At 38.2% G+C, this 16486-nt stretch carries 12 protein-coding genes; 7 read left to right on the top strand and 5 right to left on the bottom strand.

Annotated elements, in window-relative coordinates:
• Positions 1-254: 254 nt before the first annotated feature.
• The 5 genes from ACIQ2X_RS01705 (at position 255) to ACIQ2X_RS01685 (ending at position 9187) form a co-directional block, all read left to right on the top strand.
• A complete protein-coding gene (locus tag ACIQ2X_RS01705) occupies positions 255-653 on the top strand; it encodes a molecular chaperone Tir (protein WP_396177146.1) in 399 nt (132 codons plus the stop codon).
• 2 nt (positions 654-655) lie between these two features.
• Entirely contained in the window at positions 656-1369 is a 714-nt protein-coding gene (locus ACIQ2X_RS01700) for a PspA/IM30 family protein (protein ID WP_396177145.1), read from the top strand.
• Between the two features lie 9 nt (positions 1370-1378).
• Positions 1379-2044, top strand: coding sequence for a hypothetical protein (locus tag ACIQ2X_RS01695; protein WP_396177144.1), 666 nt, complete (start codon positions 1379-1381; stop codon positions 2042-2044).
• 122 nt (positions 2045-2166) lie between these two features.
• The gene (locus ACIQ2X_RS01690) at positions 2167-4227 is read left to right on the top strand and encodes a flotillin family protein (protein WP_396177143.1); all 2061 of its coding nucleotides are present in this window, start codon (positions 2167-2169) and stop codon (positions 4225-4227) included.
• A gap of 109 nt (positions 4228-4336) precedes the next feature.
• Complete coding sequence (locus ACIQ2X_RS01685; RefSeq protein ID WP_396177142.1) at positions 4337-9187, top strand: DNA repair ATPase; 4851 nt, start codon at positions 4337-4339, stop codon at positions 9185-9187.
• A 219-nt stretch (positions 9188-9406) separates the two neighbouring features.
• On the opposite strand, the gene ACIQ2X_RS01680 is transcribed toward ACIQ2X_RS01685, so the two are convergent.
• The 5 genes from ACIQ2X_RS01680 to metG all read right to left on the bottom strand — a co-directional run bounded on the left by ACIQ2X_RS01680 (position 9407) and on the right by metG (position 15501).
• Positions 9407-10309, bottom strand: coding sequence for a histone deacetylase (locus ACIQ2X_RS01680; protein ID WP_396177141.1), 903 nt, complete (start codon positions 10307-10309; stop codon positions 9407-9409).
• Positions 10310-10323: 14 nt separating this feature from the next.
• Positions 10324-11721, bottom strand: coding sequence for a hypothetical protein (locus ACIQ2X_RS01675; RefSeq protein WP_396177140.1), 1398 nt, complete (start codon positions 11719-11721; stop codon positions 10324-10326).
• A 55-nt stretch (positions 11722-11776) separates the two neighbouring features.
• On the bottom strand, positions 11777-12460 hold the full coding sequence (locus ACIQ2X_RS01670; protein ID WP_396177139.1) for an HAD family hydrolase: 684 nt from the start codon (positions 12458-12460) through the stop codon (positions 11777-11779).
• 30 nt (positions 12461-12490) lie between these two features.
• Positions 12491-13375 (bottom strand): DMT family transporter, encoded by an 885-nt coding sequence (locus tag ACIQ2X_RS01665; protein ID WP_396177138.1) that lies wholly within the window; start codon positions 13373-13375, stop codon positions 12491-12493.
• Positions 13376-13440: 65 nt separating this feature from the next.
• A complete protein-coding gene (gene metG, locus ACIQ2X_RS01660) occupies positions 13441-15501 on the bottom strand; it encodes a methionine--tRNA ligase (RefSeq protein ID WP_396177137.1) in 2061 nt (686 codons plus the stop codon).
• A gap of 92 nt (positions 15502-15593) precedes the next feature.
• On the opposite strand from metG, the gene ACIQ2X_RS01655 reads away from it, so the two are divergent.
• Entirely contained in the window at positions 15594-16247 is a 654-nt protein-coding gene (locus ACIQ2X_RS01655) for a hypothetical protein (RefSeq protein WP_396177136.1), read from the top strand.
• Positions 16248-16271: 24 nt separating this feature from the next.
• Positions 16272-16472, top strand: a complete 201-nt coding sequence (locus ACIQ2X_RS01650) for a hypothetical protein (protein WP_396177135.1) — start codon at positions 16272-16274, stop codon at positions 16470-16472.
• The last annotated feature ends 14 nt before the right edge of the window (positions 16473-16486 follow it).

Genomic DNA, 16486 nt, shown 5'->3' with positions numbered 1-16486 from the left:
ACAAGTAGAATTATCAATTAATAACAGACCTATTAGAAAATTCAATTATCTTAGTCCAATTGAAACTCTAAATAATAAGTTTGTTGCACTTATGAATTGAACACAGCTTGTTATAATTTTTTAAAAACACGATTTTTAGCAAATCAATATTAGATTAATAAGTAGCCAATAGATAAGATTGCTTTTTTACTAAAAAAGGGAAAGTAAAATTTTCGAAGAAACGGAAAACAAATGAAATCAATACATATCAACATATGAAAGACTATTACGCTACGGTTAAAAGTTTTTTGCAAAACTTACAGTTGGAAATCAAACATGAAAACCAAAAGGAGGGAATCTTCATCGTTAGTAACGAGTCGGAAGGTATTTTTCACCTTATTATTTGTGTCGCACATCCAATTGTAATTTTTGAACAATTTATTTTCGAAATAAAAGAAGAAGGGTATCAAGTGTATAAATCGCTGTTACAAAAAAACCGCGACATTATTCACGGTGCTTTTGTGCTCGACGATACGGGCAGGAAAGTGATTTTCAGAGACTCGCTCCAAATCGAAAATCTAGATCAAAATGAGTTTGGCGCCACCATAAATTCATTAAGTGTTTTGCTCAGTGAATATTCAGAACAAATTATTAATTTTTCAAAAAACAGGTAATCATGCAATTTTTAAAAAGATTATTCAAAATAGGTCAAGCAGAAGTACATTCTGCAATCGACGGAATCGAAGATCCGATCAAAATGACGGAACAAGGAATTCGGGACATGAAACAAGATTTGGACAAAAGCCTAGAAGCTTTGGCACAAGTCAAAGCCATGAGTATTCGTGCCAAAAACGAGGTGGAAGAATACGCCAATAAGGGAGAAGATTACAACGAAAAAGCCATGCTTATTCTTAAAAAAGCACAAGCTGGTGGTCTCGATGTGGCCGAAGCTGATCGTTTGGCAACCGAGGCATTGATCAAAAAAGAGGAAGCTTTTGCAGGACAAAAAAGAGCTATTGCCGACAAAGAAAAGTTCGATCAAAATGTTTCGCAAATGGAAAGTAACGTGCAAACCATCAAACAGAACATTTCCAAATGGGAAAATGAACTCAAAATTTTGCGTTCCCGAGTAAAAGTGGCCGATGCTACCAAATCACTCAACAAGCAAATGGCCCAAATTGACAGCAATGGAACAGTCGCGCTTTTGGAACGAATGAAGGAAAAAGTGGCACAAGAAGAAGCCTTGGCAGAAGCTTACGGGGATATTGCCAACAATTCAAAATCAGTCGACGATGAAATCAACAAAGCCATCGATGTATCGAAAACCAAAGCCACAAGCGAATTGGAAAAATTGAAAGAGCAAATGGGCATTACGCCACCAAAAGAATAACATAAAGCAATGAAAGAACTGATAGAAATCTCTTTTTCACCCGTCAATGCCTTTTTTACCATTATGTCAATCATCATGTTGGTGTATTGGATTCTGGTAATTGTGGCAGGACTCGACCCTGATTTGTTCAGTGTTGATTTCGATTCGGCCGACCTCGAAACGAATTTCGACAACAATTCGCCTGATTTGCCCGATCGTGTCGATTCAAATTCGGATGGAAACGGATTTATGAAAATAGTGGAGTATTTCAATTTCGATGAGTTGCCGCTGATGTTTATTCTCACCATCATCTTTTTCAGCATGTGGCTCATCGGCATCAACGTCACGTATTATCTAGGGATTGAAAGTACGTGGGTAGGTGTGATTTTTTTGATTCCCAACTTTATTTTCAGTCTTTTTATTGTAAAAATTTTCAGCAAGCCCTTGTCTTACTTATACAAGCAGGTCAATCACAAAGGCGAACCTGAAATTGATTTTCTCGGCCGACGTTGTGTGGTTTTCGCCGCTATGGACGAGGTAAAAACAGGACAAATTCAGCTGAATGTGAACGGTGATCCGATGCGATTGTCTGCTCGAAGTAATACAAACGAAAAATTAAATGCTGGACAAGAGGCAGTAATTGTGGGAGAAAGTGTCGATAAAAAGTACTATCTCGTCGAAAAATTTGACTATTAAATTTAAAACAAAATCTAAATGATTGCAATTTTACTTCAAATTACGAATCTATTAATGCAATTATTTGCATTGATTGTACACTATTTTTTATAACCATTACCAACCAATTAAATACCAAAAACATGTTAGGAAATTCTTTACTTATCACAATGATTGCTATAATCGTGGTCATCATCGGACTCCTCGTTTGGATCATTTCGATGTACAAAAAAATCATCCAAGGAAAAGTAATCGTCAGAACGGGAGCTGGAGGAACCAAAGTTTTTTACAATGCTGGACTCGTTGTACCTGTTTTGCATAAAATGGAAATCATGGATATTTCCGTAAAAAAACTGGATGTCGAACGAACCGGAGTTAACGGTTTGATTTGCAAAGACAACATTCGAGCGGATATAAAAGTAACTTTTTTTATCAAAATCAATAAATCAACAACAGATATTATCAATGTGGCACAAACCATTGGCTGTGAAAGGGCTTCAGAAGTAGAAGTGCTGAAAACCTTGTTTGATGCAAAATTTTCTGAAGCGCTCAAAACCGTCGGAAAGAAATTTGATTTCATCGAATTATACGAAGCCAGAAGCGAGTTTCGTGAAGAAATTATTGCCATTATCGGTACCGATTTAAACGGATACATTCTCGATGATTGCGCCATCGACGATTTGGAACAAACACCACTTGTTCACCTAAAATCCGACAACATATTGGATTCGGAAGGGATCAAGAAAATCACCGAATTGACGGCTGCTCAAAACATCAAATCAAATTTGATTCGCAGAGACGAAGAAAAAACGATTCGCAAGCAAGACGTAGAAGCCAGAGAAGCAATTTTGGCTCTCGACCGCCAACTTGCCGAAAAAGAAGAGCAGCAAAAAAGAGAAATTGCCAACATAAAATCGCGTGAAGAAGCCGAAATTTTGAAAGTTTCAGAAGAAGAACGATTGAAGTCCGAAACGGCTCGAATCAATACGACTGAAAAAGTAGCTATTGCTGAGGAAAACAAAGACCGATTGGTAATTGTAGCGCTCAAAAACAAAGAACGTACCGAAGCTGTTGAAACCGAACGAGTGGAAAAAGACCGTGCTTTGGAACAAACCGAACGCGAAAGAGTGGTGACTTTGGCTCAAATTGAAAAAGAGAAAGCCGTCGAAATTGAACGCAAAAACATTCAAGATGTCATTCGCGATCGCGTTGTTTTAGAAAAAGGCGTTGTTCAAGAACAAGAAAACATGAAGGACATTGAAGCCTTTAAAACTGCTGATCGTGAGAAAAAAGTAGCCATCACTTCGGCAGAAAAAGCGAGTGAGGAACTTTATATTAAGAGAATTCGTGCGGCAGAAGCAGAAAAAGATGCGGCAAAACAAAAAGCCGAAGAAATTAATATTGATGCCGAAGCACACTTGGTTGCCAGCGAAAAAGAAGCACAAGCGCGGAAAATTTTGGCGGAAGCCAAAGCCAAAGAAGACGCAACCCTTGGACTTTCAGAAGCACAAGTGATGCATGCAAAAGCAGATGCCAACGAGCGTCAAGGTATTGTAGACGCCATTGTTGTCGAAAAAATGGCGCTTGCAGAAGCAGCAGGAATGACCGCTAAAGCCACTTCGTCTCGAGATTTAGGATTTGCAGAAGCCGAAGTGATTCGGGAGAAAGCCATTGCAGAAGCTTCTGGAATTGAAGAAAAAGCAAATGCAATGAAAAAATTGGACGGCGTTGGAAAAGAACACGAGGAATTCAAATTGCGTTTGAACAAAGAATTGCAAGTGGATTTGGCACACATCAATATCCAAAAAGACATTGCAGATGCCCAAGCCAGCGTGATTGGCGAAGCCTTGAAAGCAGCTAAAATTGATATCGTGGGTGGCGAAACTATGTTTTTTGACCAAATTGTGGGACAAATTACAAGAGCCAAAGGTTTCGACCGATTGGTAAACAGTTCGGAAAATATTACAGAGATCAAAGAGGCCATTTTGGGTGACGGAACCTTAGATCAAGGAAATCTCTTGGATAAAGTCAAAGGTTTTGCAGACAAGTACGACATTTCATCAGAAGATATTAAAAATATGACGGTTTCTGGATTGTTATTCGAATTACAACGCAGAAGTGCCGACGAAAGCGAACAAGGTTTGTTTGCAAATCTCATGTCAATGGCCAAAAATTTCGGCTTGGCCAATAAAAAATTAGGCTAAAAAGCCATTCCCTTTATTCCTGCAAGACTCCGGTTTTGCAGGATGTTTTTAAAGCTGTTTGCAAAATATCAGACTTTCTTACATTAACCACCACCTACACTTTTATACTATGAATGCATTGGAAGGCGGCACTTACGAAATCATACAAAGTCGTTTAGAAGCTCAAAAAAAGAATTTAATTGAGCGACTGAACTTGTTGAATAACGCACGAAAAGAAGTTTTCGGAAGCATCGAAACCAAACTGATTGCCAATAATCGAATCATTACCGAAAACAATTGTACTTCGAGCGACATTGTCACCATTGGCGATATGTGTTTGTTTGGCTATAATGTATATTTTGGATTGCGAACCGACATAAAAATTGAAGACGTTTTTAGTATCTACAAATACGAAAACGAGGAATTTGTTGCGCAAAATCTAGAGCTGATCAAAGACGAAACTTTTCTGTTTGATTTTCTAAATCTATACAAATACTACCGCGATACCGAGTTCCGTAAATTCTTTATTTCAGGAAATTATTTGCACATGGTTTTCCAACTGAGCGACCGAATTTCAGATATTAAAACTTTCAAGTGGTTGATTCGAGAAAGTCATCTGGAATATATCGATAACAGAAGCGACAGCGAATACAAGTTTCCCAAACAGCATGACTTTCTTTGGCAAGAAACCACAAGAGAAATGCAGAAGTATGGCAAACATCCGCATATTTCCATTCTTGAAAAGGTTTTTGTTGAAACTATTGGTGGCACGTTGACCATCAAAATCGAAGACAATACCGCTACTGGAAAGGGAATTTTTAACGAAGAAGTGGCTTTCCCCGACCAAACTTTAGACGACGGAAATTACAAGTTTGCCGATTTGGGAAATTTAATTGCTTTGCAAATAAAACCCTTTCAAGAAGATGCTCGCTTTTTCGTCTATAACCATAAGTTGCAAGAAGTTCAAAAAATTGACAGCATCAAAAATGCTGCAATTTTGCTTCCCGACAACCACGGATTGATTTTTTCAAATGGGTATTATCTGCAAACCGGCGAGTATAAAATTTTTGAAAATACGTTAGAAAATTTATCTTTTCAAGAACGGATTTCTTCCCCTAACGGCGAGGATTTTATGTACGTTTTTTATGAAGAAAAACACGGTCAATATGTACTCATTTCCTACAATTTGATTTCGCACGAAGTTCAAAACCCAATTATTTGTAATGGTTTTACCATCCTCAAACACGGTGAATTGTGTTATTTTAAATCGGAAAATGAACAAACCAAAAACCACGTAATTCAAATTTGGCAAACGCCTTTTGTCAAAAACAGCATCATTCCATCAGCACACAAAGACAGTTTTATATACAAAATCGGGAACAAAGACATTGTAAAAGCGATGGCCGATTCCAATTCCATCATCACCCTTTTAAACAAAGATGACAATTATGACGGCTTGTACAGCGACTTGTCTAGACAGGCTCAAATCATTTTGGACAGCTATTATTGGATTGGAGCAAAGGAAACTTTTGAGTTAAAAACCCCGCTGTTAGAAATAAAAAATACAGCAAATGCAGCCATTGATGAATTTGAAAAAGTCGTTCAATTGCGTTTGTATGCCAATGAGCTTGCCGCCAAAACAAAAGAAAAAGCCAATAAACTTTTCAGCACCATCAAATCCTCGCCTTTGGATAACATCGATGTTTTTGTTGAGAATCTGGCCAATTTGAGAACTCTTCGGGGCGAAGTAATCAGTTTGAAAGAGGTTCGGTATGTGGACGAGACCTTTATTACAAATTTAGAAAAAGAAATTGTCGAACACAGCGAACGCATTTCGCAACATTGCGTAGTTTTTTTATTAAACGAAAAAGCCTTAGAGCCGTACCACATTCGGGTCAAAGAAAAGCAAAGCCGAATCGAATTGATTTCTAAAGTAGCAGAAGGAAAAAAATTAGAAGAGGAAGTCAACCAGATTACTGCTGATTTGGAAATGCTCATTGACATTGTAACTAATTTAAAAATCGACGATACCTCGCACGCCACACAAATCATCAATGCCATTTCATTGATTTTTGCCACTTTGAATAAAGTGAAAGCAGAAATTAAAAACAAAGTGAGTACGCTTGGCGGTCAAGAAGCCAAAGCTGATTTTGCCGCACAAATGAAGTTGATGGATCAAAGTATTGTGAACGCCATTGATCGCGCCAATTCGCCCGATACAATTGCAGAAGCACTCAATAAAATGTCGGTTCAGTTGGAAGATTTGGAAGCGCGATTTGCCGATTTTGAAGAATTTACAGCATCCATTATCGAAAAGCGAGAAGAAATTTTTACGGCTTTTGAAACCAAGAAAAACAGTCTTATTGAAAGTCGCAACAAGAAAGCCATTGCGGTCGAAAATGCTTCAAAAAGAATTCTGAAAAGCGTTGCTACCAAAGCGATGACCTTTAATTCGCAAGAGGAAATCAACGGTTATTTTGCTTCGGATTTGATGATTTCAAAATTGCGTGATTTGGTCAAACAATTACACGATTTAGAAGACGTAGGAAAAGCTGAATCCATCGAAACGGAACTAAAATCGGCTCGGGAAGATGCTTTGCGAAGGCTCAAAGACAAACAGGAATTGTATGAAGATGGCGAAAACATCATTCGTTTGGGTAAACATAAATTTGCAGTCAACAAGCAACATTTGGATGTAACAATTGTTTATAAAGACGAAAAACTGCAGTATCATTTGACGGGAACGGATTTTTATCAACCACTAAAAAGGGATATATTAAATGCTGGAGTGAAGTTTTGGAGTCAAGATTTGGTTTCCGAAAATGAGCACGTCTACCGGTCTTCTTTTTTAGCTTTTAAAATGTTTAAAAAATACCCAAAAGAAGAGTTATTAGGGATGTTGCCAGAAAAATTGCAGAAACTGATTGCAGAAGAAACCTCAAAAAATTATCTGGAAGGTTACCTCAAAGGAGTTCACGACACCGATACGTTGCTGATTTTAAAAACGCTATTGGAAAAACACAATACGCTTGGAATGCTTCGTTACGACTCGAAAACCCGTGCTTTTGCACAGTTTTTTTGGCAACATTTAGATTTGGACAAACGCAATCAACTCAATCAAAAAATCAAATCTGCCGGAGAAGTTTTGGAAGTTTTTACCAACAGCAACAAGGTTGAGTACATTTTATTGGAACTTCACAAAGCGTTAAATGCTTTTTCATCACAATATGATTTTGTAAAAAACGCCAATTTGAATCAAGAAATTATGGCGACTTATTTATTTCAACAACTGCAAAAAGACGATATTTTTGTAACCAGTTTCAAGGCAAAAGAACTGGCGGAGGATTTTATAAAAGTACTTAAAGTTAAAAATACCGACTTAAAATTCAAACACGCAATTGAAAAAGCAACAGATTTTGAAGCAAAATTACAGTTGACGCACCAATGGATTTCGTCTTTTATCAACGACACCAAACCGGAAGAAGAATTGGCTTATGTTTTTGAAGTTATGGCACTCTTGCTGTTTCCTCACGAAAGCAACCAATCGGTTATTTCCATTGAACCAACAGTGGTTATTTCGGGTTTGACCGGTTCACATCCAACAATTACGGAAGGAAAATTTTTGTTTAATTACCATGAATTTTCTGCAACAATGGAGCGTTATTTTGCCTTTGAAGTTTTGGAATTTGAAAAGTTCCGCCATGAACGGCACCAACTCACTTTGCAAATGAAAGAGGAGTTGAGGTTGCACGAGTTTGCGCCAAAAGTGCTCACTTCCTTTGTTCGAAATAAGCTCATTGATCAGGTGTATTTGCCTTTATTTGGGGACAATTTGGCCAAGCAATTGGGTAGTGCTGGTGACAATCGTCGAACCGACCGTTCGGGAATGTTGTTATTGGTTTCGCCTCCAGGTTACGGAAAAACCACGTTAATGGAATATTTGGCCAACCGCTTGGGACTGGTTTTTGTAAAAATCAACGGGCCAGCTTTGGGTCACGAAATAACTTCAGTTGATCCAAGTTCTGCTACCAATGCTGCCGCAAGAGAAGAGTTGAAAAAATTGAATTTGGCTTTGGAAATGGGAAACAATGTGATGCTTTATCTTGATGACATCCAGCATTGTAACCCCGAACTGTTGCAGAAGTTTATTTCGCTTGCCGACGGAACCCGTAAAATAGAAGGAGTGTTCAACGGAAATGCAAAAACCTATGATATGAAATCGAAAAAGTTTTGCGTGATTATGGCAGGAAATCCCTACACCGAAACGGGTGAGAAATTCCGTATCCCTGATATGTTGGCCAACCGTGCGGATATTTACAATTTGGGTGATGTAATCGGGAATACGGCTGATTTATTTGAACTCAGTTTGATTGAAAATGCGTTGACTTCGCATCCACTTTTAACGCAGCTGGCTTCTAAAATGCCGGAAGATTTATATCCATTGATTCAAATGGCATCGTCAGGCAAAAAAGATGGTTTTGAACTTAAAGGCAATCATTCAAAACAAGATATTGAGGCGTACGTTGCTGTTTTGGATAAAGTAATCAAAGTGCGAAATGTGGTTCTAAAAGTCAATTCGGCTTACATTTCCTCGGCGGCCATGGAAGATTCGTACCGCACAGAACCGCCGTTTCGTTTGCAAGGCTCATACCGCGACATGAATAAATTGGTTTCGAAAATTGTACCGATGATGAACGACGCTGAAATTGAAACCCTGTTGCTTTCGCATTACCAAAACGAAACACAAACGTTGACGAGTGCTGCCGAAGCCAATCTTTTGAAGTTCAAAGAAATGACCGGAATGATGACGGAAGACGAAGTTAATAGGTGGGAAAGCATCAAAACAACTTTCCAAAAAAACAATAAATTAAAAGTTTTTGGCGACACAAATAATATGGCCCAAGTGTTGTCTCAAATCACTGAATTTACAGATCACATCGAAGGAATCAAGGAAATTTTGCGACAAGGATTGCAGAAATAGTTTTTATTTAGGAGCTCCTCTCGCTATCGGCTGTAATTTCTCGTCGTAGGGATTTTTCCATAAGCCAAAAAGACCTCGAGGTTTCGGGGTCAGCGGGTCGCTCTTTTCTTTATGCAGGATTTCCGTTATTCCCGCCAAACATCAACCAAATACCAATGAAAGATAAAGTAAGATAAGGTAATTACGGCTAGAAGTCACGGAGTAAAAAGGATGAATCATTTAATAAAACACCTCTCGCGCCATCCGATACGTATTGGTATGTGCCTCGATTATCGTTTTAATTTCAGGCGAGTAACCGCCACCCATACTGCACTGTAATGGAATTTGAAATTTTTTACAGTTGGAAAACACAATTTCATCCCGCTTTTTACAACCGTCGATTGTGCAACCCAGTTTGCCCAGTTTATCCGTTGCCAAAATATCCACGCCACTCAAATAAAAAATAAAATCGGGCTTTTCTTGGTGGATCAATTTCGGAATCATTTCATTGATAATCTTTAAGTATTCATTGTCCGAAGCACCGTCTGTTAGGGCTACGTCCAAATCGGAAGTTTCTTTTTTAAACGGATAATTGGTTTTTCCATGCACCGAAAAAGTAAAAACATTTGGATTGTTTTGAAAAAGGGCAGCTGTTCCCTTTCCTTGGTGAACGTCTAAATCGATAATCAAAATTTTCGAGGCTAATTTCTGATTCAAAAGAAATTGTGCCGCAATCGCCTGATCATTCAGCAAACAAAAAGCCTCGCCTCTGTCGTAAAAAGCGTGGTGGGTTCCGCCTGCAATATTAAAAGCCACGCCTGTTTGCAATGCTTTTTGAGAACCGATGATGGTGCCGTTTGCAATTCGCAATTCCCGCTCCACCAAAGCTTCGGAGAGCGGAAATCCGATTTTTCTTGCCGCTCGTGGGTCTACATTTAAAGCAAGTAAATTGGAAACATATTCTTTTTCGTGAACGGCCAACACCAGTTCGATATCAGGAATTTCGGGTACGAAAAAATCATTTTTTTCTGCAATACCTTCCAGTACTAATTGTTGGGGCAAGAGTTCATATTTTAACATTGGAAACCGATGTCCTTCGGGCAACGGATGTTTAAAAAGGGGATGAAAAGCAATGGGAAGCATCAGTACATAGGGGTTTAATCAACAACATCTTCAAATTTTCGCATGACAAATTCTTTGGTTTTGTTGTCGTAATAATTCAAAATGATGTAGTCTCGAAAAGGCGTAATAGAATGAACTGATGGCCGATTTGAATTTAAAAAACTGCCCAATTCATCAATGTACAAAGGCAAGAACGGACGCTTAGTATGTTTGAAATCATTATCAAAATAGCTTTCGAAGTACATACTTTGCATAGTATCACTTATAAAGTCGGATCCCACCATAATATCAGATCCCGATAATGCTCCGCCAATACCCAAACCAATAGCCATTGCCAAACCCCCGCCCGACGCTACTTCTCGAACACCGCCTATGGTAAACAAATTATAGTTGGGCGTTCCATAAATGCTTAGTCCAACGCTCTCCAAATTTATTTTTGAAAGCATTTTGGCCGTGTTTTTTATAGTTCGTGTATTGCCGTTTTCGGTTTGCAAAAATAAGGGACTGTTTTTAAATTCAATTTCTTGTTGGGCAGTTGTTAGGTAATTTCCTAGCTCGTTTTTTGTTTTCAAGTCGGTTCCTTTTAAAGCCAAAGATGCTGAGTTAACCGAAAGCTGGTACAAAACGTCTTGATGCAAGAAGGAATTTGAACCGGAGTTTTTGTCTGATGTTTGATGTGGAAATTCGGACTTTTGCAACAAAAAATTGTTGAGGTTTACCGTGAATAATGTTGTTGTAGTTGGGGAGTCGATACTCAAAATATACTGTTCTTTTTCCAGATATCGTTTTACATGAGCCGCACCCACATACAACGGGGTAAATTGTTTTTTATCTATAATTGAAATTCCGTTTTCTAGAATTCGGTTTACAATGGCATCCGCTTTTGATTTTTCAGTAATGGATTCGTTAATATGGAATGGAACGGTAAAGTCGTTTTTTCCGACGTTTGAAAAGTTAGTAAATTTCAGTGTATTTTCAGGCGTTATGGATACAATATTCAAACAATTTTTAGCCACAAAAACATCGATAATTTTTTTTCGAGCAAAATTATTTTCGTACGTTAAATCAGATGTGGTGCGTTTTTGAAAATCAAAATGAATTAATTTGAAGGTTTCATGATTTTTAGACGACCAATACAAATCGGGATTTCCATCAGCAGAAAAAGTAACGCCAATCATATAATCGAGATTTCGATCGGGTCTGCTAACCGTCAAACTGTCTTTAAAAAACAATGCTGAATTGTATTTTATAACCGTTAGGTTTTCTTTGTCGGCAACGAAAGCGAAGTATTCGTTTTGTTCGTTTGCAGCAGTAAATATCTGAAAATAGTCACTGGATTTTTTAAGTTCAACCGGAAATCGGTTCAGAATCGTTTGGGCTGAACTTGTGCCAACAATCGCTAAAAGCAAAACGATAAACGTAAATTTTTTCATGTTTTTTTAAAATTTATGCTCAAATACAGTGCCTAAAATACCGAAATTTAATTCCTTACAAGATATCCAATACTTCTTTAATATCGGTTAATGCGGTAAAATTTTCGTGTTGAATTTCAAAATCGATTTTCTCGTATTCCCAGGTAGTGTGGTATGGAATATGAATTCCAATTCCTCCGATGTTCAATATGGGCAACACATCTGATTTCAACGAATTTCCAATCATCACAAAATTTTCGGCCGGGCAATCCAGTCGACCGAGCATTTTGGTATAATCCAGTTCTGTTTTATCACTTAATACTTCGATGTGGTGAAAAAACGGTCCTAGCTTCGAATCGTGCAATTTGCGGTGTTGGTCTTTTAAATCACCTTTGGTTGCCACCACTAATTTGTATTTTCCGTGTAGTTTTTGCAACACTTCTTCTACATTGGGCAACAATTCTACCGGTTTTTCAATTAAATCTTTACCAATGGCAATGATTTTTTCAATTCCAGAACCATTAATCGTATTTTGAGTCAGTTCCAAAGCGGTTTCAATCATCGACAAGGTAAAGGCTTTGATACCGAAACCGTAAAGAGGGAGGTTTTTTACTTGGTGGTTTAATATCATTCCTAGAATTTGTTGGCTTGACGCCAAATCTTGAAACAAGGCACAAAAGCGGGCTTGTGCTTCGTCAAAATAAGGTTCGTTGTGCCATAGCGTATCGTCTGCATCGAATGCAATAATCTTTTTCATCATTTTGTTTAAAACTATGTGATAAAGGTAAAGTTAAGATTTAAAAATTCTTTTAAATGATAAAGTTTTCTCAAAAAAAGTAATCCGAATTCCTAAAAGTAGTAAAACACCACCCAAAATCATTTGCAAAGTAAGTTTCTCATCCAAAAACAGATAAGCGATTAATGCGGTTAAAACTGCTTGTGCCAACAAACTTAGTGAAACCCGCGTGGCTTTCATGTGCTGTGTGGCATAACTGATGAGTAGCCATGCGGCAAGTTGACAAACCACAGCCTGAACGACTAAAACACTCCAACCCGCAACGCTAAAACCACTAAAAGGTTCATTTGCAAAAAACGAAATGATGCCGAGGTAAATGGAAGAAGCAAACAAGCTGATAATCATAAAGGAGAAAACATCCATATTGGTCAACACTTTTTTGCTTACCAACAAATAAGCGGCATAAAATACACCTGATAAAACAGCAAATACAAACGCCCGATCAAAATCAAAAGCAGCAATAAAATGAAAGCCGACAAAAGTTATCATTCCCAAAAAGGCAACGAATGTACCCAGCCAAAAATTGGTTTTTGGTTTCGGATTTAGAAACAAAAAAGTTGCTATGCCAACCCAAACCGGCGATAAATTGGTAAGTAGTGAGGCCTGAGTAGCACTCGATTCTTGAATGGCGATGTTCCAAACAGCGACGTCTGAACCAAATAAAATGCCGCAAAGAAGTGCCAGGAAGAGGTAACGTTTGGAAGGAAATTTAAATTTCTTAAAATATAAAGCAACAGGTACTATAATACAAAAAGCAAAAAACATTCGATAAAAAGCAGAAATTAGTCCAGGTGTCAGCTCTAATTTTACTAAAATTGGAAATATAGAAATGCAAAGTATTCCTATGGCAAGGGCTAATCTTGGTTTTGTGTGGTGCATTATTGGGGTTAGTGGATTTACTTAAAATCGGTCTCGAAATCTTAAATCCAAGACCGATTGTATTGCTAATTTATCGTCTCTCCGTTTCGAACGCCATCCACATCTGGATTTACAAAAACCAATTTACCTTCGGCATTGTTGGTCATCAAAATCATACCTTGACTTTCAACGCCTCGTAAAGCACGTGGAGCAAGATTTACTAAAACAGTTACTCTTTTTCCGATGATGTCTTCGGGTTTAAAACTTTCGGCAATTCCTGAAACAATTGTTCGAATGTCGATTCCCGTATCTACTTTTAAGACCAATAATTTGTTGGCTTTGGGCATTTTTTCGGCTTCCAAAATGGTTCCTACACGCAAATCCATTTTTGCAAAATCTTCAAATTGGATCAGCTCTTTTTGGGGATCGGCTTTTTTATTCTCTGCGCTATTAGCGCTTTTTGTGGCTTCCAATTTATCCATTTGTTTTTGGATTTCGTCGTCTTCGATTTTGGCAAAAAGCAGTTCGGCTTCGTTAATTTGATTTCCAGCAGGAAGTAATTCGTCCAATTCGGCAACGTCGGCCCATGATAATTTTCCGGCGTTGTTCAACATTTTTTTCAATTTAAAAGCAGTAAACGGCAAGAACGGTTCGGCCAAAACACTCAACGCTGCGGTAATTTGTAGTGCTACATACATTTGCGTTTTAACCCGTTCCGGATCGGTTTTTACCATTTTCCAAGGCTCTTCGTCGGCCAAATATTTATTTCCCAAACGGGCCACATTCATCAGTTCGCCCAAAGCTTCTCTAAAACGGTAGCGTTCCACCGAACTTGCAATCACGGCAGGATAGGCTTTTAACTCGGTTAAAGTCGCTTCGTCAATTTCTGAAAAGGCATTTGGCGTGGGGATAAAACCTTCGTAATACTTGTGTGTTAAAACCGTTACACGATTGATGAAATTTCCAAAAATTGCCACCAATTCATTATTATTTCTGGCTTGAAAATCTTTCCAAGTAAAGTCGTTGTCCTTGGTTTCTGGAGCATTTGAGGTTAAAGCATAGCGCAAAACATCTTGCTTGTCTGGAAAATCTTCTAAATATTCGTGCAACCAAACCGCCCAATTTTTAGACGTAGAAAGTTTGTTTCCTTCTAAGTTCAAAAACTCATTGGCAGGTACATTATCGGGTAAAATATACGTTCCTTCGGCTTTTAGCATTGCAGGGAAAATGATGCAATGAAACACAATATTGTCTTTTCCGATAAAGTGAACCAACTTTGTATCTTCTGATTTCCAATACGGTTCCCAGGCTTTTCCTTCACGCAAAGCCCATTCTTTTGTAGCTGAAATGTAGCCAATGGGTGCGTCAAACCATACGTAAAGTTTTTTTCCTTCGGCACCCTCAACAGGAACGTCAATTCCCCAATCCAAATCTCGGGTTACCGCTCGTGGTTCGAGACCGCCGTCGATCCATGATTTTACTTGACCATAAACATTGGATTTCCAATCATTTTTATGACCTTCAAGAATCCATTTCGTCAAGAAATCTTCATAACGATTTAAGGGTAAAAACCAATGTTTGGTTTCTCGCATCACAGGCGTTTCTCCGGTAATGGTTGATTTCGGGTTGATCAAATCCGTTGCATTTAAGGTCGAACCGCACTTTTCGCATTGGTCGCCATAGGCTTCTTCGTTACCGCATTTTGGACACGTTCCGGTTACAAAACGGTCGGCCAGGAATTGATCGGCTTTCGCATCGTACAATTGTTCGGTAACTTCTTCTATAAAATCGCCGTTGTCGTATAATTTTCTAAAAAATTCTTGAGCCGTATCGTGGTGAATCTTTGCAGAAGTTCGGCTGTAATTATCGAACGAAATTCCAAAGTCTACAAACGATTTTCGGATAACGGCATCGTATTTATCAATTACTTCTTGAGGAGTAATGCCTTCTTTTTTGGCTTTCATGGAAATGGCCACACCGTGTTCGTCACTACCGCACATAAATGCGACGTCTTTGTTTTGCAAACGCAAAAATCGGGCATAAATGTCGGCAGGAACATAAACTCCGGCCAAATGACCAATGTGAATAGGGCCGTTAGTGTACGGCAAAGCGGCCGTGATGGTATATCTTTTAGGATTTTGTAGCATGAATTTATCAAATAAGACCACAAAAATAATCATTAAGCCTTACATAACGAGTAATTCTGTGTTTTTGTTTATTTTTGAAACAAATCAGTGCCATGAAAAACATATTTGTAATTTTCATTTTTTGTTTGCAGGCGTTTGGACAAGAATCTCCCGTTTCAAATTCGCTTGAGAATTCAAATCCTGTGGTTTTTGCAGAAATTTTTACAGGTTTGGGAGGGAGTGCTGCGGGAATGTCTTTTATGTGGAATGGTACAATCAATTATCAGTTCAGGGAGACCGATTTGATGAGTTTCCGGTATTCACAAATTCTCGTAACAAAATTAGGCGGTACTGCAATTGGCTATGCTGGTTCTCCGACGTTAAACACGGAAGCAACTATTGATGAATATGCTTTGCTTTATGGAAAGAGATGGATTTCAAATGGAACGTCCTTTAGCATCTCCGGCGGTTTATCGTTATCAAAAAGAAAATCCGAACAGTATTTTGAAATAATAAACAGTATCGGGATTAAGGGTTACGAAGAGATATTTAGCGATAAATATGTAGGTTTTCCAGTTGAACTGAGTTTGAAATGGTTTAAAGCAAGAAAATCGGTTTTCAGAGCTTACTATGGAATTATTCCAATTGGGAGAACGAAAGTGGCTTTTGGAAGAAGTGTTGGACTTAAAATCTCTGGAAATTTTGGCAAAACTAATTACTTAGGAATGGGGATTTCGTACGGTTTTGGTTTGCACAAGAACTATTAGAAGTGGTTTATTAAATTAAAAAAAATGGCAAAAGGTCCCGAAAAGAATACAAAAAACAAAGCGTTGCACACGAAATTGCTGAACCGGAAAAAAGCAAAGCTCCAAGAAGAGAAAAAAGAAAAAGCGGCAAGACTGAAAGCGTTGGTCGCTAAAATGAACCAGCAAATAGGTAACGATAAGACCGAAAACAAGTCGCAAACAGCTTCGGATTCGACTTTAAAATAGAACGGATGTAAATT

The sequence above is a fragment of the Flavobacterium sp. genome (assembly GCF_044368625.1).
In the GTDB taxonomy this organism is placed as follows: domain Bacteria; phylum Bacteroidota; class Bacteroidia; order Flavobacteriales; family Flavobacteriaceae; genus Flavobacterium.
The sequence above is the reverse complement of the archived record's forward strand: the minus strand, read 5'-3'. Positions and strand labels throughout refer to the sequence as shown.